This is a genomic window from Herbidospora sakaeratensis (genome assembly GCF_001570525.1).
GTDB classification, from domain to species: Bacteria; Actinomycetota; Actinomycetes; order Streptosporangiales; family Streptosporangiaceae; genus Herbidospora; species Herbidospora sakaeratensis.
The window spans coordinates 1-17,863 of the sequence record NZ_BBXC01000029.1 but is presented as its reverse complement, the minus strand read 5'-3'; the positions used below and the strand labels follow the sequence as shown (position 1 = coordinate 17,863).

Genomic DNA, 17,863 nt, shown 5'->3' with positions numbered 1-17,863 from the left:
ACCCCACACCCCCCACCGCCGAGACTCCCCGCCGCCCAAGGCGCCAACCCACCCCGCTTTCGGCCCCCGCCGCAACGGGCAGGAAACACCGAGCACCCGTCAGGCCGCGCACCACAGGCGGGACACAACCGCCGCACAGCCGAACGCTCAAGATCGCAGCCCCCGCCACGCCGACCACTGCGGCGAACCCCCGCCCGTCAGGCCCCGTGAAACGTCACAGCCACGACAAATCGCGAAGGACGCCTCTGAGCTGGCGAAACAAGCCCATCCAGCCATCGGGCACCACCCGATATAGCGGGCATACCACCACCCGCCAACCCCATGGACGGACCCGCTCGACCTCGCCCCAAGCGCACGACTGTCACCCCGCGACGCCAACCCACGAGCCCGCCAGACGCCAGCTCACGGCCCACACCACCAACGCGACCAAATGGAACGTGTCCGGCCGTCGTCTCAGGCGCATTACAGCCGACACCCCAACGCCAATGAAGCGAACCCGCCCAACCGCCGCCTCAGGCCAAGGCAGACCACACCGCAACACCGACCACTTGGACTCGCCGGCCGATCGTCTCAAACCGATGAGGTCAACACGAACCGCCACAGCTCACGGCCCGTCGGCCGTTACGACTGCCCCCACCTGCGCCAACGTCTACAACCAGAACAACTGAGAGGTGCCGGGCCGGGCATCGAACCACACCACATCCTGACCGGCAGCCCCAGGCGGGCATCCTCGATCACGCCCTCGACAGCCGGTCCCGCCGCCAAGAACCACTCACATCAGGCCGCCACAAACCGCCCCGGAACAGCAAAAAGGCCCGGAGGACTCATCCTCCAGGCCACACAACAAACCGACACGGCAATCATTCAAGCGCCGCTCATATGGCACCCGCTCGGGCGCGTCCGGGTCTGGACTGAGGAGCGCAGGAGAGCGAAGCGAACCGGAGCGACGAGGGAAGACCCGGACTGAAAGCGCCCGAGCCGCGTGTGCGGAGCACACGCGTTCAAACTCGCGCGGGCAGATTACACAGCACCTTCGATGGGCTCCGAGGTCAGCAGACCCTCGGACACCTCGCGGAGCGCGATCGACAGCGGCTTCTCCTGGGCGTGGGTCTCGACCAGCGGCCCGACGTACTCGAGCAGGCCCTCGCCGAGCTGGGAGTAGTAGGCGTTGATCTGACGCGCACGCTTGGCGCCCATGATGACCAGGCTGTACTTGCTGTCGACCACGTCGAGCAGCGAGTCGATCGACGGGTTGGTGATGCCCTCGGCGTAGGTGGAGCTGGTGGTCACAGTAGGGGTCCCCTAGCTAGTCGGATCGTCGGCCATCAAATCTATCAGCCGCCGACATACCTCTTGCACCGACGTGTTGACAAGGGTGAGGTCGAATTCTTTCTCGGCCGCCATCTCGATGCGCCCGGCGTCGAGCCGGCGGGCGATCACGTCGGGTGGTTCGGTGCCGCGTCCGCGCAGGCGGCGTTCGAGCTCTTCCCACGTCGGCGGGGCGAGGAAGACGAGCAGGGCCTCGGGCATGCTGGCCCTGACCTGGCGCGCGCCTTGGAGGTCGATCTCGAGCAGGGTGGGCTCACCCTTGACGAGGCGCTCCTCGACGGCGACGCGCGGGGTGCCGTAGCGGTTGCCGGCGAACTCGGCCCACTCCAGCAGGTCTCCGTCGGCGATGAGCCGGTCGAACTCGGCGTCGTCGGCGAAGAAGTATTCGACCCCGTGGATCTCCCCGGGGCGGGGTTTCCGGGTGGTCACCGAGACCGACAGCCACACCTCTGGGTGTGCCCGCCGGAGCTCGGCGACGACCGTGGACTTGCCGACGCCGGACGGCCCGGACAGGACCGTCAGGCGTGTCAGAGGCATGGAGCCACCGTATCGCGCCCCGTCCCCTCCGGTTTCCTCGGCCTCGTGAGCCGTGCCGCCGTCGGACCAGGACGTCGTGGTCAACTCAATGCCCCTCTGGTGTCACGCGATCCCCGGCCATCCCGGGGGATGGCCGAAAGCGTACGCCTCAGCTTTCCGCGCCACCGAATTCGCGCTCCAGAGAAGCGCGCTGGTTGGCGCCAAGTCCGCGCACGCGGCGGGATTCGGCGATACCAAGACGTTCCATCAGCTGCTTGGCGCGCACCTTGCCCACGCCAGGGAGCGACTCAAGCAGAGCCGAGACCTTCATCTTGCCGATGACGTCGTCGGTCTGCCCATCCTTGAGCACCTCGGCAAGAGACACCGCGCCATGCTTGAGGCGGTTCTTGACCTCAGCACGCTCCTTGCGGGCCTTCGCAGCCTTCTCAAGTGCTGCGGCGCGCTGCTCGGGGGTCAGGGGAGGAAGAGCCACGCCGGGTCACCTCGAATTTCTGTCGATGTACTCGGACGAGAGGGGAAATTAGCTGGTCCTTGCCCCATCCGGCAACGTCAAGACCTGTTTCTAGCAAAGAAATCCAAATAAACTACGCCCAGTAATCGTAATTTAACTGTCCGTCGACGAAAACGGCCTCATCAGGGGCGGGACAGTGATGTGCGCCTCAGTGCCGCGGCGATGGCCGCGGCGCTCGCTCCGGGGTCGGCCGAACCGGTGATCGGACGCCCGATCACGAGGAGGTCGGCGCCGTCGGCAAGCGCTCTCTCGGGGGTCGCGACGCGGGCCTGGTCCTGGGACGCGGCGCCCGCCGGGCGCACCCCGGGCGTGATGAGCGTGATGCCCTCCCCCACCTCGGCCCGGACGGCCGCGACCTCCATGGGCGAGCACACGAGCGCCTGGGCCCCCGCGCCCACCGCGAGGGCGGCGAGACGGCGTACGGCGTCCTGAGGCGGCCCCTGGAGGCCGATGACGGCCAGGTCGGGCTCCGACAACGAGGTGAGCACCGTGACGGCCGCGATGCGCGTCTGAGGGGCCGCGTCGACGGCGGCGTGGATCATGTCGGCCCCGCCGCCCGCGTGGACGGTCAGGAAGGCGGGCTTGAGCCGGGCGACGGCCTTGGTCGCGCCGGCGACGGTGTTCGGGATGTCGTGGAGCTTGAGGTCGAGGAAGACCTGCACGCCGCTGGCGCCCCGGACGGAGGCGATCACGTCGGGCCCGTAGCGGAGGTAGAGCTCCAGGCCGACCTTGACGGTCGAGACGTGGGGGGTCACCAGGCTCGCCCAGCGGGCCGCGGTCTCCAAGTCGGGCGCGTCCAGGGCGACGGCGATGGGTGCGGGCGTCACGGGGAACTCTCCTCACGGTCGGTGCGGTGGGACGGGCGGTGGGCCAGCCCCACCGCGTCGGCGAGCCGGTCGAAGCCGCGCTCCTGGAGGAGTTCCTCCAGCTCTCTGAGCACGCGGTGACCGGCGTACGGGTCGTGGAACAGGACCGTACCCACCGCGACCGCGCACGCTCCGGCCAGGACCAGCTCAAGGGCGTCGCGGCCGCTCGTGACGCCGCCCATGCCGATGACGGGGGTGCCGGGCAGGGCGGCGTGCACCTGCCAGACGCACTTGACGGCCAGCGGCCGGATCGCGGGGCCCGACAGGCCGCCGGTGCCGGCGGCCAGGGCCGGGCGCATGCGGTCGACGTCGATGGCCATGCCGACCGGGTTGTTGATCATCGAGAGGGCCTCGGCGCCGCCGTCGACGCACGCCTTGGCGATGGCCACCACGTCGGCCACGTCGGGCTGGAGCTTGGCGATCACGGGCAGGTCGTAGCGGGCGGCCGTGCGGACCGCCGCGACCACCTCGCCGGCGGCCGAGGGGTCGCGGGCGAAGACCCGGCCCCGGTCCTCGACGTTGGGGCACGACAGGTTGACCTCCAGCGCGGTCACGCCGGGGGCGTCGGTGAGCTTGCGGGCCAGCGCGGAGAACTCGGCGACGCTGCCGCCGCCGATCGACACCACGGTCCGGGCGCCGCGCTCGGCCAGCCAGGGCAGCTCACGGGCCAGGAAGGCGTCGACCCCCGGCCCCTGGAGCCCGACGGCGTTGAGAAGCCCTGAGGGCGTCTCGGCCATGCGGGGGGTGGGACGACCCGCCCGGGGCGCCATCGTGATCGTACGGGTCGTCAGGGCCCCGAGACGGGTCACGTCGGCGAAGGGGGCCAGCTCGCGGCCGGTCCCGGCGCAGCCGGAGGCGGTCAGGATCGGGTTGGGCAGCTCGACGTGCGCCAGGTAGGTGCGCATGTCAGCGGGCACGGTCGCCTCCCGGCGCCCCGTGGGCGTCGAACGGGATCGTGCCGAGGTCGTCGAAGCGCACCCGCTCGCCCCGGAAGACCGGCCCGTCGACGCACGCCCTGGTCATGCGGGTGACGCCGTCGTCGCCGATCACGGGAACGGTACAGGTCATGCAGAGCCCGATGCCGCACGCCATCAGCTCCTCGACGCTGACCTGCACGGGGATGCCGAACTCGGCGCACACCGCGGTCACGCCGCCGAGCGTGGACATGGGCCCGCAGGCGTAGACGACGTCGGCGTGCGTGTCGGCGATCACCCCGGGCAGCACGTCGACCACGGACCCGCGTACACCCAGGGAGCCGTCGCGGGTCGTGAGGGTCGCCGTCTCGGCCATGCGGCGGGCGCGCAGGGCCCCGAAGACGCGGTCGGAGGAGGCCGCCCCCAGCACGAAGTCGACCCGGCAGTTGCGCTGCTGGAGCGCGTCGGCCAGGGCGAACAGCCCGGCGGCGCCGTATTCGGAGCCGACCAGCAGGCAGGAGGCCGGGTCGCGCGGCAGCGGGAACGGCCGCCCCAGCGGGCCGACGAGATCGAGGGGATCCCGGGCCCGCCGGTCGGCCAGCCAGGCGGTGCCCGCGCCGCGCACGGTGAAGACCAGCTCGACGGTGCCGCCGTAGTCGGGCTTCACGTCGTGGACGGCGAAGGCCCGGCGGGTGAGGGTGGAGGTGCGCGGCCCGCCCACGGCGACGGTGACGAAGTGGCCGGGCCGGAACCGGTCGGCGATGCCCGGCGCGACGACGGTCAGCGCGTGGTAGGCGTCGACCCGGCGCATGGTCAGCACCGTCCCCGTCACCTGCACCGGGCTCCCGGCCACGTCGTACTCCCTTGTCAGCCCCTGAGGCGCTGAGCGTGCTCCTGCAGCGACCGCACGCCCACGTCGCCGCGGACGATGTGCTGGATGCCCTGCACCGCGGCGGCCAGACCCTGGACCGTCGTGATGCAGGCGATTCCGCGCAGCACGGCGGCGGTGCGGATCTCGTAGCCGTCGAGCCGCGGCCCCGACTGGCCGGGGCTGCCGAAGGGCGTGTTCACGATGAGGTCCACCTCCCCGTCGAGGATGCGCCGCACGATCGTCGGCTCGCCGTCGGCGCCCGGACCGTCGCTCTGCTTTCGCACGATCTTGGCATGGACGCCGTTACGGCGCAGCACCTCGGCCGTACCCTCCGTCGCCAGGATCTCGAAGCCGAGTTCGGCCAGCGCCTTGACGGGGAAGATCATCGCCCGCTTGTCCTTGTTGGCCACCGACACGAACGCCCGGCCCTTGGTCGGCAGGCCGCCGTAGGCCGCCTGCTGCGACTTGGCGTAGGCCGAGCCGAACCCGGCGTCGACGCCCATGACCTCGCCGGTCGAGCGCATCTCGGGGCCGAGCACGATGTCGACGCCGCGGAACCGGTCGAACGGCAGGACCGCCTCCTTGACCGCGATCGGCGAGTCCATCGGCAGGGTGCCGCCGTCGCCCGAGGCGGGCAGCATGCCCTCCTCGCGCAGGCCGGCGATGGTCGCGCCCATCATCACCCGGGCCGCCGCCTTGGCCAGCGGCACCGCCGTGGCCTTGGAGACGAACGGGATGGTCCGGCTGGCCCTCGGGTTGGCCTCCAGGACGTACAGGACGTTGGCGGCCATGGCGTACTGGACGTTCAGCAGGCCCCGCACCCCGACCCCGCGCGCGATGGCCTCGGTGGCGGTGCGGATGCGCTTGATGTCGTAGCTCCCGAGGGTGATCGGGGGCAGCGCGCAGGCCGAGTCGCCGGAGTGGATGCCGGCCTCCTCGATGTGCTCCATGACGCCGCCGAGGTAGAGCTCCTCGCCGTCGTAGAGGGCGTCGACGTCGATCTCGATGGCGTCGTCGAGGAACTTGTCGATGAGCACCGGGTGGTCGGTCGCGGCCTTGCCCATGTACGTCGTCAGCGTGTCGTCGTCGTACACGATGGCCATGCCGGCGCCGCCCAGGACGTAGCTGGGCCGCACGAGGACCGGGTAGCCGATCTCCTCGGCGATGGCGCGGGCCTCGTCCACCGAAAGGGCGGTGCCGTGGCGCGGGGCGGGCAGGCCCGCCTCGGCCAGCACCCGGCCGAACGCGCCGCGCTCCTCGGCGAGGTGGATGCTCTCGGGCGGGGTGCCGACGACCGGGACCCCGGCGTCCTTGAGCGCCTGGGCCAGGCCGAGCGGGGTCTGGCCGCCGAGCTGCACGATGACGCCCGCGACGGGTCCGGTGGCCTGCTCGGCGTGCACGACCTCCAGCACGTCCTCCAGCGTGAGCGGCTCGAAGTAGAGCCGGTCGGAGGTGTCGTAGTCGGTCGAGACGGTCTCGGGGTTGCAGTTGACCATGACGGTCTCGAACCCGGCCGCGGCCAGCTCGAACGAGGCGTGCACGCACGCGTAGTCGAACTCGATGCCCTGCCCGATGCGGTTCGGCCCGCTGCCGAGGATGATCACCTTGGGCCGGTCGCCCGTGGGGACCTCGGTCTCCTCGTCGTAGGTCGAGTAGAGGTAGGGGGTCTTGGCCGCGAACTCCGCCGCGCAGGTGTCGACGGTGTTGTAGACCGGCCGCAGCCCGAGGGCGTGCCGCAGGTCACGCACCCGGGACTCCGCCAGCCCGAGGATCTCGCCGATCTGGACGTCGGAGAAGCCGTGCTCCTTGGCCCTCTTCAGCGTCGGCCCGTCGAACTCGTGGATGCCGGTCGCCACCTCGTGGATGAGGAAGAGCTGGTCGAGGAACCAGGGGTCGACCTTGGTGGCGTCGTGGAGTTCCTCCAGAGTGGCCCCGGCGCGGATGGCCTGCTGGATGGTCCACAGGCGGCCGTCGTGCGGGATCCGCATCTGCTGGAGCAGGGCGTCCTTGTCGAGGACCGGGCCGGCCCAGGTGAACTGGGAGCCCTTCTTCTCCAGCGAGCGCAGCGCCTTCTGCAGCGCCTCGGGGAAGGAGCGGCCGATGGCCATCGCCTCGCCGACCGACTTCATGTGGGTCGTGAGGGTCTGGTCGGCCCCGGCGAACTTCTCGAAGGCGAACCTCGGGACCTTGACGACCACGTAGTCGAGCGACGGCTCGAAGGAGGCCGGGGTCTCCTTGGTGATGTCGTTGGGCACCTCGTCGAGCGTGTAGCCGACGGCCAGCTTCGCGGCGATCTTGGCGATCGGGAAGCCGGTGGCCTTGGACGCCAGCGCCGACGACCGGGAGACACGCGGGTTCATCTCGATGACGATCATGCGGCCGGTGGCCGGGTCGACGGCGAACTGGATGTTGCAGCCGCCGGTGTCGACGCCGACCTCGCGGATGACGGCGATGGCGACGTCGCGCATGTTCTGGTATTCGCGGTCGGTCAGCGTCATCGCGGGCGCGACGGTGACCGAGTCGCCGGTGTGCACGCCCATCGGGTCGATGTTCTCGATCGAGCAGACGATGACGACGTTGTCGGCCCGGTCGCGCATCACCTCCAGCTCGAACTCCTTCCAGCCGAGGATCGACTCCTCCAGGAGGACCTCGGTGGTCGGCGAGGCGTCGAGCCCGGCCCCGGCGATCCTTTTGAGATCGGCTTCGTCATGGGCGAAGCCGGAACCCGCGCCGCCCATGGTGAACGACGGCCGGACCACCACGGGGTAGCCGAGCAGTTCGGCGCCCGCCAGGCACTCGTCCATGGTGTGGCAGATGACGCTGCGGGCCGACTCGGCGTTGAGGCCGTGTTCCTCGGCGACCTTGGCGACGATCGTCTTGAACTTCTCGCGGTTCTCGCCGGCCTGGATGGCGTCGAAGTTGGCGCCGATGAGCTCGACGTCGTAGCGGCTCAGGACGCCGCTCTCATGGAGGGCGACGGCCGCGTTGAGCGCGGTCTGGCCGCCCAGGGTGGGCAGCAGCGCGTCGGGGCGCTCCTTGGCGATGATCTTCTCGATGATGTCGGGAGTGATCGGCTCGACGTACGTGGCGTCGGCGAACTCCGGATCGGTCATGATCGTGGCCGGGTTGGAGTTGACCAGGATCACCCGGAAGCCCTCGGCGCGCAGCACGCGGCAGGCCTGGGTGCCCGAGTAGTCGAACTCGCAGGCCTGCCCGATCACGATCGGCCCGGAGCCGATCACCATGATCGACTGGATATCCGTCCGCTTAGGCACCCATGACCTCACAGAACTCGTCGAACAGGTAGGCCGCGTCGTGGGGTCCGGCGGCCGCCTCGGGGTGGTATTGCACGCTGAACACCGGCCGGTCGAGCAGCCGCAGGCCCTCGACGCAGTCGTCGTTCAGGTTGACGTGGCTCACTTCGGCCCGCCCGTAGGGGGTGTCGAAGGGGCCGTCGAGGGGGGCGTCGACGGCGAAGCCGTGGTTGTGGGCGCTGATCTCGACCTTGCCGGTCCGCCGGTCCTGGACGGGCTGGTTGACGCCCCGGTGGCCGTAGCGCAGCTTGTAGGTCCCGAGCCCGAGCGCGCGGCCGAGGATCTGGTTGCCGAAGCAGATGCCGAAGAACGGCTTCCCGGCGTCGAGCACGCCCCGGAGCGTCGCGACGGCGTGGTCGGCGGCCCCGGGGTCGCCGGGCCCGTTGGAGAAGAACACCCCGTCGGGGTTGAGAGCGAGGATCTCCCCGGCCGTCACCGTCGCCGGGAGCACGTGCACCTCGCAGCCGCGCTCGGCCATGCGGTGGGGCGTCATGCCCTTGATGCCGAGGTCGACGGCCGCGACGGTGAACCGCTTCCCGCCGATCGCCGGCACCACATAGGGCTCGGTCGTCGCGACCTCGGCCGCGAGGTCGGCTCCGGTCATCTCGGGGCTCTGCCGCACTCGTTCGACCAGGTCGGGTACGGGCAGCGCGTCGCCCGAGAAGATGCCGGCCCGCATCGCGCCCCGCTCGCGCAGGTGGCGGGTGAGGGCCCGGGTGCCGCGCATGGCGATCCCGACCACGCCCTGCTCGCGCAGGTAGTCGTCGAGCGACCGGTTGGCGCGCCAGTTGGAGTGGACGCGGGCGGGCTCGCGGACGACGTACCCGGCAACCCAGACGCGGCCCGACTCGGGGTCTTCGTCGTTGACGCCGGTGTTGCCGATGTGCGGCGCGGTCATCGCGACGATCTGGCGGTGGTAGGAGGGGTCGGTGAGGGTCTCCTGGTAACCGGTCATGCCGGTGTTGAAGACCATCTCCCCGAACGTCTCCCCGACGGCGCCGTAGGGCTGACCCTCGAAGACGCGGCCGTCTTCCAGAACGAGCAGAGCCCTGTCCAATTGGCTCACTCCGTTCGCGGGACCGGCAATTTTGTCCTCGCTTCGCTGCGGAAAATTCCCGGTCATACGAGCTTCCCATCCAGAACAGTGGGGCGGCCCCGCAGGAGGGTCGCGACGACGCGGCCCGGCAGGGTGAGGCCCTCATAGGGCGTGTTGCGGCTGCGGGACACCATCGCCGTCGGGTCGACCGGGGTGCGGACGGCCGGGTCGTACAGGGTGATGTTGGCGGGCGAGCCCGGCTCCAGCGGCAGGCCCTGCCCCGCGAGGCGGCCGATGCGGGCCGGGCGGACCGACATGCGGTCGGCGACGCCGGCCCAGTCGAGCAGGCCGGTCTCGACCATCGCCTCCTGGACGACGCTGAGCGCCGTCTCCAGGCCGATCATGCCCATGGCCGCCGCGGCCCACTCGGTCTCCTTGTCCTCGACCGGGTGGGGCGCGTGGTCGGTCGCGACGCAGTCGATCGTGCCGTCGGCGAGGGCCTCGCGCAGGGCGGTCACGTCCTCCTGGGTGCGCAGCGGCGGGTTGACCTTGTAGATCGGGTTGTACGGCCCGACCGGCGACGCCTCGGCGCAGGAGTCGGTCAGCAGCAGGTGGTGGGGGGTGACCTCGGCGGTCACGTTCCAGCCCTTGGACTTGGCCCACCGGATGATCTCGACCGAACCCGCGGTCGACACGTGGCAGACGTGCAGCCGCGAGCCGACGTGGGCGGCCAGCAGGCAGTCGCGCGCGATGATCGCCTCCTCGGCGACCGCCGGCCATCCGGTGAGCCCGAGCCGCCCCGAGACCTCGCCCTCGTTGAGCTGCGCGCCCTCGGTCAGGCGCGGCTCCTGGGCGTGCTGGGCCACGACGCCGTCGAACGCCTTCACGTATTCGAGCGCCCGCCGCATCAGCACGGCGTCGCTGACGCACTTGCCGTCGTCGGAGAACACCCGCACGCGGGCCTGGGAGTCGGCCATCGCGCCGAGCTCGGCCAGGTGCTTGCCCTCCAGGCCGCTCGTCACGGCCCCGACGGGGTGGACGTCGCAGTGGCCGGCCTCCTGGCCGCGCCGCCAGACCTGCTCGACCACGCCGGCCGTGTCGGCCACGGGCGAGGTGTTGGCCATCGCGTGGACGGCGGTGAAGCCGCCCATGGCGGCGGCGCGGGTGCCGGTCTCGACGGTCTCGGCGTCTTCACGGCCCGGCTCGCGCAGGTGGGTGTGCAGGTCGACGAGGCCCGGCAGGGCGATGAGCCCGTCGGCCTCGATGACGGTGTCGCCGCCGAGCCCGGCGCCGATCTCGGAGATCAGCCCGTTCGCGATGAGGATGTCGCGGGGCTCGCCGCCCAGGATGCGGGCGTTCCTGATCACGATCACTGGTTCTCGCCTCCGATGAGCAGGTAGAGCGCGGCCATCCGCACGGTCACCCCGTTGCCGACCTGCTCGACGATGGTCGACCGGGGGGAGTCGGCCACCTCGGCGGAGATCTCCATGCCGCGGTTCATCGGCCCGGGGTGCATCACGATCGCGTCGTCGTGGAGCTTGGCGAAGCGGTCGCGGTCGAGGCCGTAGCGGCGGCTGTACTCGCGCGCGCTGGGGAAGTAGGCCGCGTTCATGCGTTCGAGCTGCACGCGCAGCATCATCACGACGTCGGCCTTGGGCAGGACGGCGTCAAGGTCGTAGGACACCTGGCAGGGCCAGCGCTCCACCGAGACCGGCAGCAGCGTCGGCGGGGCGACCAGGGTCACCTCGGCGCCCAGGGTCGACAGCAGCAGCACGTTCGACCGGGCCACCCTGCTGTGCAGGATGTCGCCCACGATGGCGACCTTGAGGCCGTCGAGGCGGCCCAGGCGCTGCCGCATCGAGAAGGCGTCGAGGAGCGCCTGGGTGGGGTGCTCGTGGGTGCCGTCGCCGGCGTTCAGCACGCTGCCGCGCACCCAGTTGGCGAGCCGGTGGGGGGCGCCGGAGGCGCCGTGGCGGATGACCACGGCGTCGGCGCCCATGGCCTCCAGGGTCAGCGCGGTGTCCTTGAGCGACTCGCCCTTGGAGACGCTCGACCCCTTCGCCGAGAAGTTGATCACATCGGCCGACAGGCGCTTGGCGGCGGCCTCGAAGGAGATCCGGGTGCGGGTGCTGTCCTCGAAGAACAGGTTGACCACGGTCCGGCCGCGCAGGGTCGGCAGCTTCTTGATGGAGCGCTCGGAGACGCGGGCCAGTTCCTCGGCGGTGTCGAGGATGAGCAGGGCCTCGTCGCGGGAGAGGTCTCCGGCGGAGATCAGGTGCTTCACTTGCCGGCCCCCTCGTTCTCGTTCCTGAGCAGCTCGACGGCGTCGCGGCCGTCGATCTCGGAGAGCAGGACCTTGACCTTCTCGCTCTTGGCGGTCGGCAGGTTCTTGCCGACGTAGTCGGCCCTGATGGGCAGCTCGCGGTGGCCGCGGTCGACCAGGGTGGCGAGCTGGACCGCCTTCGGCCGGCCGAGGTCGTTGAGCGCGTCGAGCGCGGCCCTGACCGTACGGCCGGAGAAGAGCACGTCGTCGACCAGGACCACGGTCTTGCCGTCGACGCCCCCGGCCGGGACGTCGGTCTTGCCGAGGGGACGGGCCGGGCCGAGCCGGAGGTCGTCGCGGTACATGGTGATGTCGATCGAGCCGACCGGAACCTTCACGCCCTCGAACTGGGCCACGCGCTCGGCCAGGCGATGGGCGAGGGTGGCGCCGCGGGTGGGGATGCCGAGAAGGACGACGTCGGAGGCGCCGCGGGTCCGTTCGAGGATCTCATGGGCGATCCGGGTGAGGGCCCGGTGGATGTCCGGCCCTTCGAGCACGGCCCTGGCTACCTGATTTTGGGCATGCGTCATCGGAAAGTTCACCGCCTTTCCCGCCTCACGGGACGGGTCTTAAAAGGGTGTCTGGCCACCGAAACCCTACCAGGCCCCCTGCCGCTGCCAGCGGGGACGGGTCCCATGGCAGGTAGGAGGCCGACCGGCGCGGAGCGCCCGAAATCCGAAGGATGCTCGGTTCTCGCCGAGAGCACGGTTTCGCCATCTTTTCCCAATCGACTTGACCTTTGACTGTGACGGCTTTACCGTCACTGTCCGTAACCACAACTCTCGACCTTCCTGGGTAAAACCCGACGCAACGGTCACCGTTGGTACCTGCCCCCAGGTGCCGCACCCGGTGAACCGGGCATACGGGACGTGGGCACACAATCAAGTAAGAACAGACATAGAAAGCCGGGGGCCCAAACGATGCCGTCTGACTACGCCAAGTCGCTTGGCGCGCGGCTGCGCGCGATCCGAACACAGCAGGGCTTGTCGCTGCACGGGGTGGAGGAGAAGTCCCGCGGCCGCTGGAAGGCCGTCGTGGTGGGCTCCTACGAGCGTGGCGACCGTGCGGTGACCGTGCAGAAGCTCGCCGAACTGGCCGATTTCTACGGGGTGCCGGTGTCCGAGCTGCTTCCCGGGGGCACCGCGCCCTCCCCGCTGCTGCCCACGCCGAAGCTCGTGATCGACCTTGAGCGCCTTGGCCAGTTGCCGAAGGACAAGGCCGGTCCGCTTGCCCGCTACGCGCAGACCATCCAGTCGCAGCGCGGTGACTACAACGGCAAGGTGCTGAGCATCCGCCAGGAGGACCTGCGCTCCCTGGCCGTCATATACGACCGGTCCCCGGCCGAGCTGACCGAGGAGTTCATCGCCTGGGGCGTCCTCGACGCCGAGGCCCGCCGCGCCGTCGAGTCGTTCTGATCCCGCGATCACCCCTTCCGCGAGCCGGGGTGATCGCGCTGGTCATTTCGGACAAATAACGCTAAAACTTCCTTCACGGTTTCCCCAAGTGGAGGAAGATCACATGAGGCTGTCCCGGGCCGAGCGGCGCGCTCTCGACGAGATCGCGCGGCAGTTCCGCCGGAGCGACCCCCAGCTCGCCCAGGACCTCGCCGACCACGGCGACCCCGCCGACCGGGAGGTGCCCATCCTCCCCGCCTTCATGACCGGCCGTCCCGCCATGGCCGTGGCCGGAATCGTGCTGATTACCGCATTTTTGATGCCCTTTATGGCAATCAATTAGCGTTTGACCAAATTCGGTGACGGGCAGGTCGCCGAGCATGACGTTCACCGTCGCCTCCGAGGTCGGGCGCCTCCACAACGTGCTGCTGCACGCCCCCGACCTGGCGCTGAAGCGGCTCACCCCCACCAACATGGCCGATCTGCTCTTCGACGACGTGCTGTGGGTCGCACGGGCCGTCGAGGAGCACGAGGAGTTCCAGCGGGTCCTGCGCGACCGCGGCGTGCGGGTCACCCTGCTGCACGACCTGCTGCGCGAGACCGCCGAGATCCCCGAGGCCCGCAAGCACATCCTCGACGGCAGCGTCGAGGAGCGCTTCTTCGGCCCGATGGCGGCCGACGCGATCCGCAACACCCTCGACTCGCTGTCGGCCGCCGACCTCGCCTCCCACCTCACCGGCGGGCTGACCAAACGGGAGACCCTCGACCTCGGGTGCGACCCCAAGTCGTTGTTCTTCCACTCCCTCGACCCCGACGACTTCGTGCTGCCGCCGCTGCCCAACCACCTCTACACGCGCGACACCTCGTGCTGGGTGTACGACGGCGTCTCGGTCAACACGATGCGCAAACGGGCCCGCCGCCGCGAGACGGTCAACATGGAGGCCGTCTACCGCTTCCACCCGACGTTCGCCGGCGAGCGCTTCGGGCTCTGGTATCCCGGCACGTCGATGGCGCCCGCCACCATCGAGGGCGGCGACGTCCTGGTGATCGGCCGGGGGGCCGTGCTGGTCGGGATGAGCGAGCGCACCCAGCCGCAGGCGATCGAGATGCTCGCCAAGAACCTGTTCGCGGCCGGGTCGGCCACGGTGATCGTGGCGCTGCGGCTGCCGCAGGCCCGCGCGTTCATGCACCTCGACACGGTGATGACCAACGTCGACGTCGGGGTGTTCACCAAGTACGCGGGGCTGGGCATGCTGCCGTCGTACACGATCGAACCCGGCGACACCGAGAAGGAGCTGAAGGTCACCGACCACCCGCCCGAGGACATGCACCGCGCCATGGCCCGCGCCATGGGTCTCGACGACATCCGGGTGCTGACCCCGACCCAGGACGTGCACGCCGCCGAGCGCGAGCAGTGGGACGACGGCTGCAACGTGCTGGCCGTCGAACCCGGCGTCGTCATCGGCTACGAGCGCAACACGACCACGAACAACTTCCTGCGCGCCAGCGGGATCGAGGTCATCACGATCAGGGGCAGCGAACTGGGGCGGGGGCGGGGCGGCCCGCGCTGCATGAGCTGCCCGCTGCTGCGCGACGGGATCTGAGCGGGCGTGAACATCGTCACCGGCTTCGTCCCCGACTCCGGGGGCCACGACGCCCTGGCGCTGGCGGGCGTCTTCGCGCGGACCCTGAACGGCCACGTGAGGGTGGCGATCGTGCGCCCGGCGGCGTGGGAGACGCCCGGCCCCGGAAAGGCCGACGCCGAGTGGCAGGACTACCTGCGCTCACGGGAGTCGGCGGCGCTGAGCCTGGCCGAGAAGGCCGCGCGGGAGGCCCGCCTGGACGAGGCCGAGGCCGTCTCCACCGTGCACCGCAGCGCGGGCCTGGGCCTGAACCGGCTGTCGGCGCAGGAGACCTGCGACCTGATCGTCATCGGCTCGGCCCCCCACGGCCCCGCCGGCCGGATCGCCGTCGGCAGCACCGCCGACCAGCTCCTGCACAGCAGCCACACCCCGGTGTGCATCGCCCCGGAGGGCTACGCGGCCGATCCCCCGGCCGCCCTGGACCGCATCACGTTCGGCTACGACAAGTCCCACGCCTGCGAGGACGCCCTGCTGCTGGCGATCAGGGCGGCCGGGACGCTGCAACTCCCCCTCCGCCTGATCACCGTGCTGCCGACCGCCCCCCAGGTGCCCGAAGACGTCTTGGAGCAGGTCCGCGCCCGCTACGAACACGCGCTGCGCGCGGCGGTCCGCAGCCCCCGCCGCACCGCCTCCCTCCCCCGGGGGGTCACCACCGAGGTGCTGGCCGCCCCGGACGCCCCCGAGGCGCTGGCGCGGACCGGCTGGACGCCGGGCGAGCTGCTGGTCTGCGGGTCGAGCTCGGCCGGCCCCCTGCGCCGCGTGTTCGTCGGCGACATGTCGCTGAAGATCATCCGGGCCGCCCCCTGCCCGGTGGTGGTCCTCCCCCGCGCGGCGACCCGCTAGCCCGCCTGCCGCAGGTGCGCCAGCGCCCCGCTCCAGGCGACGATCTCGTCGAGCATGGTGGTGAGCGTCGCCACCTGGTAGTCGCTGGCGTTCAGCTTGCTGAAGTCGACGAAGTCGGTGAACAGCGACAAGGCCACGTTGGTGCGCACGTCGGCGAGCTTCAGCTCCCCGCCGATCAGCCGCAGGTGCTCGGCCGCCCGCGCCCCGCCCACGCCGCCGTAGGAGACGACGCCGAACGCCTTGTTGTTCCACTCGGCGAACAGGTAGTCGATGGCGTTCTTCAGCACGCCCGAGGTCGAGTGGTTGTACTCGGGCGTCACCATGACGTAGCCGTCGTAGGAGGCGATCTTGGCCGCCCACGCCTTGGTGTGGTCGTTGGCGTACTGCCCCATCAGCGGCGAGAGGGGCTCGTCGAAGTGCGGCAGCGGGTAGTCGAGGAGGTCGATGATCTCGAAGGTGGCGTCGGTGCGCTGGGAGGCGTGGTCGTAGACCCACCGGGCGACCTGCTCGCCGTTGCGTCCGGGCCGGGTGCTGCCGAGGATGATGCCGATGCGCGTCATGGGGAGAGATCCTCTCGCCGAAGGCGGCGATCAAGCTCGCCACCTGCTCAGTAACTGATAAGTACTGAGTACACGCCGGTAACCGGTAACTTCAACTGAACCCAGTCACACCGAGTGGACCGCCCTCGTCACCCGCCCTCGTCACCCGGCCTCATCGTCCTCGGCGTCGCCGGCGGCCGCGTCGAACGCGCGGCGGTTGGCGACGATGGTGTTCTGGTTGTCGGCGGCCCACTGGGCGAGGCCGATGACCGGGGCGGTGAGGGTGTGCCCGAAGGGGGTGACCTCGTATTCGACGCGGGGCGGTATCTCCGGGTAGATGGTGCGCTTGACGATGCCGTCGCGTTCGAGGTTGCGCAGCGTCAGGGTCAGCATGCGGCGGGAGATGCCCGGGGTGGTGTGGAGCAGTTCGGTGAACCGCATGGACCCGGTGTCGAGCAGCCCGATCAGGATGAGGCTCCACTTGTCGCCGATCCGGTCGAGCACGGAACGGAAGACGTCGGGATCGTGCTCGAGGCACAACCGCCCCATGGAACGCATGACACGATCGGCTTCGGCCTCATGGGACATGTGCGGCACCCCCGCGGTCGCTCGGTTACTCACCCATACGTCGGGCCCCAAAGAGTAACCGGCCAGGCAGAGCACGGAAGACACGCGGCCGCCGAGTCACCACTCAACGACCCTTCCGGGATCACAGCAGAGCACGGAAGACACGCGGCCGCCGAGTCACCACTCAACGACCCTTCCGGGATCACAGCAAAGCCCGGATGACACAGGGCCGCCGAGTCACTGCATATCGGCCCTTTCGTTCGGGATCACGGCGGCCCGGGCGGACGGGCCCGCGCCCGGATGCGGCGGGGAAACGCATCCGGGCGCCTCCGCTACCCCGCCATGGGCAAGGTCTCCTGGGTGGTCACGCCGAGGGTGGACTCGATGATGGTCACGAACGCCGTCGCCTCGGCGATGAGCTCTTCCGCGTCGTGGACGCTCACCAGGTGGACCAGCCCGGCCTCGGCCGCGGCGCGCTTCTTGGCGCTGACGGCGAAGTAGGCGGCCCACTGGGACAGTTCGGGCTGGACTTCGGGAAGGAGCTCCCACGCGCTGCGCAGACGGCGGCGACGGCCGTCGATGGGCTGGGGACGGGCGGCGAGGATGGCCGCGGCCGAACGGAGGGCGGCGAGGTGGGCGTGGATGTAGCGGTCGGCCGGGTTGCCCGCCTGTGCCGCGTCGGCGAGGCAGGCGCGTGCGTCGGTGAGATGCGCGAGGACGGTCCGCGACACCTTGGGCCCGCTGGCGGGCCCGGTCGGGGCGGCCCCGTGGCCGTTCTGCTGCGGTCCGGTCATGGTGGTTCGGCCTCCTAAACGAGTGGCCACCGGCGGTCTCGTCGCCGGTCAGGGTCAACAGTCGCAGACCCCACCGACATTTCCGCCGGATCGGGTGGCCGGACGAGGAGCTTCCCCTCTCCCCGTCCGGCCAGAAGCTGTGGGGCCGCGACACCCGCCCTTCCGCCGATGGCCGGCGCCCGGACCCACGCGGTGAGAGCGAGCCGCGAGTCCCGCTCCCACCTTCCTCGAACATAGTTTCGACCAACATCAAAGTCAAGGAAGTTCGAATGCCCGTTCGACATCAGGTCATGGAAAGGCACCCCAGACCAACCAGCCGGAAGCCGCAACCCTCGAACGCGTCTTCTCGGCCCCAAATGGCCTGACACCCGCAGGCCTCACC

Annotated in this window: 18 protein-coding genes; 4 read left to right on the top strand and 14 right to left on the bottom strand. The window is 70.4% G+C overall.

The features are described from left to right. Positions 1–1,020 precede the first annotated feature (1,020 nt). From rpoZ to pyrR, 11 genes are all read right to left on the bottom strand, one after another. The gene (gene rpoZ / locus AW271_RS36490; protein WP_062342647.1) at positions 1,021–1,290 is read right to left on the bottom strand and encodes a DNA-directed RNA polymerase subunit omega; all 270 of its coding nucleotides are present in this window, start codon (positions 1,288–1,290) and stop codon (positions 1,021–1,023) included. A 12-nt stretch (positions 1,291–1,302) separates the two neighbouring features. Then, on the bottom strand, positions 1,303–1,866 hold the full coding sequence (gene gmk, locus AW271_RS36485) for a guanylate kinase (RefSeq protein ID WP_062342645.1): 564 nt from the start codon (positions 1,864–1,866) through the stop codon (positions 1,303–1,305). A 148-nt stretch (positions 1,867–2,014) separates the two neighbouring features. Then, a complete protein-coding gene (mihF, locus tag AW271_RS36480) occupies positions 2,015–2,338 on the bottom strand; it encodes an integration host factor, actinobacterial type (RefSeq protein ID WP_030450375.1) in 324 nt (107 codons plus the stop codon). Positions 2,339–2,499: 161 nt separating this feature from the next. After that, positions 2,500–3,204 carry an orotidine-5'-phosphate decarboxylase gene (gene pyrF / locus AW271_RS36475; protein ID WP_062342643.1) on the bottom strand — a complete coding sequence of 235 codons (705 nt, stop codon included), beginning with the start codon at positions 3,202–3,204 and terminating at the stop codon, positions 2,500–2,502. After that, positions 3,201–4,160, bottom strand: coding sequence for a dihydroorotate dehydrogenase (locus AW271_RS36470; protein WP_245653376.1), 960 nt, complete (start codon positions 4,158–4,160; stop codon positions 3,201–3,203). The genes pyrF and AW271_RS36470 overlap by 4 nt, the downstream gene beginning before the upstream one ends. After that, positions 4,150–4,968: a dihydroorotate dehydrogenase electron transfer subunit gene (locus tag AW271_RS36465; RefSeq protein ID WP_062342746.1), complete on the bottom strand. Its 819-nt coding sequence runs from the start codon at positions 4,966–4,968 to the stop codon at positions 4,150–4,152. Before AW271_RS36465 ends, AW271_RS36470 begins: the two co-directional genes overlap by 11 nt. Positions 4,969–5,024: 56 nt before the next feature. Then, the gene (gene carB / locus AW271_RS36460) at positions 5,025–8,303 is read right to left on the bottom strand and encodes a carbamoyl-phosphate synthase large subunit (protein ID WP_062342640.1); all 3,279 of its coding nucleotides are present in this window, start codon (positions 8,301–8,303) and stop codon (positions 5,025–5,027) included. Next, complete coding sequence (gene carA / locus AW271_RS36455) at positions 8,296–9,399, bottom strand: glutamine-hydrolyzing carbamoyl-phosphate synthase small subunit (protein WP_439649024.1); 1,104 nt, start codon at positions 9,397–9,399, stop codon at positions 8,296–8,298. The genes carB and carA overlap by 8 nt, the downstream gene beginning before the upstream one ends. 62 nt (positions 9,400–9,461) lie before the next feature. Beyond that, positions 9,462–10,751, bottom strand: a complete 1,290-nt coding sequence (locus AW271_RS36450; RefSeq protein ID WP_062342636.1) for a dihydroorotase — start codon at positions 10,749–10,751, stop codon at positions 9,462–9,464. Beyond that, a complete protein-coding gene (locus AW271_RS36445) occupies positions 10,748–11,662 on the bottom strand; it encodes an aspartate carbamoyltransferase catalytic subunit (RefSeq protein WP_062342635.1) in 915 nt (304 codons plus the stop codon). The genes AW271_RS36450 and AW271_RS36445 overlap by 4 nt, the downstream gene beginning before the upstream one ends. Continuing rightward, the gene (gene pyrR / locus AW271_RS36440; RefSeq protein ID WP_083977766.1) at positions 11,659–12,231 is read right to left on the bottom strand and encodes a bifunctional pyr operon transcriptional regulator/uracil phosphoribosyltransferase PyrR; all 573 of its coding nucleotides are present in this window, start codon (positions 12,229–12,231) and stop codon (positions 11,659–11,661) included. Before pyrR ends, AW271_RS36445 begins: the two co-directional genes overlap by 4 nt. A 390-nt stretch (positions 12,232–12,621) precedes the next feature. On the opposite strand from pyrR, the gene bldD reads away from it, so the two are divergent. From bldD to AW271_RS40410, 4 genes are all read left to right on the top strand, one after another. Next, positions 12,622–13,116, top strand: coding sequence for a transcriptional regulator BldD (bldD, locus tag AW271_RS36435; RefSeq protein WP_030450384.1), 495 nt, complete (start codon positions 12,622–12,624; stop codon positions 13,114–13,116). A 103-nt stretch (positions 13,117–13,219) separates the two neighbouring features. Then, positions 13,220–13,438: a DUF3040 domain-containing protein gene (locus AW271_RS43240; RefSeq protein WP_157555000.1), complete on the top strand. Its 219-nt coding sequence runs from the start codon at positions 13,220–13,222 to the stop codon at positions 13,436–13,438. Between the two features lie 37 nt (positions 13,439–13,475). Beyond that, positions 13,476–14,699 (top strand): arginine deiminase, encoded by a 1,224-nt coding sequence (locus AW271_RS36425; protein ID WP_062342629.1) that lies wholly within the window; start codon positions 13,476–13,478, stop codon positions 14,697–14,699. Positions 14,700–14,705: 6 nt separating this feature from the next. Then, positions 14,706–15,581 carry a universal stress protein gene (locus AW271_RS40410; protein ID WP_062342627.1) on the top strand — a complete coding sequence of 292 codons (876 nt, stop codon included), beginning with the start codon at positions 14,706–14,708 and terminating at the stop codon, positions 15,579–15,581. Here AW271_RS40410 and AW271_RS36415 read toward each other — a convergent pair. From AW271_RS36415 to AW271_RS36405, 3 genes are all read right to left on the bottom strand, one after another. Continuing rightward, positions 15,578–16,141 (bottom strand): NADPH-dependent FMN reductase, encoded by a 564-nt coding sequence (locus AW271_RS36415; RefSeq protein WP_062342625.1) that lies wholly within the window; start codon positions 16,139–16,141, stop codon positions 15,578–15,580. The two genes, AW271_RS40410 and AW271_RS36415, sit on opposite strands and share 4 nt — an antisense overlap. Before the next feature lie 141 nt (positions 16,142–16,282). After that, positions 16,283–16,678 (bottom strand): winged helix-turn-helix transcriptional regulator, encoded by a 396-nt coding sequence (locus AW271_RS36410; RefSeq protein WP_062342623.1) that lies wholly within the window; start codon positions 16,676–16,678, stop codon positions 16,283–16,285. Positions 16,679–17,019: 341 nt separating this feature from the next. Then, positions 17,020–17,481, bottom strand: a complete 462-nt coding sequence (locus AW271_RS36405; protein ID WP_034382613.1) for an SAV_6107 family HEPN domain-containing protein — start codon at positions 17,479–17,481, stop codon at positions 17,020–17,022. Positions 17,482–17,863: the final 382 nt, after the last annotated feature.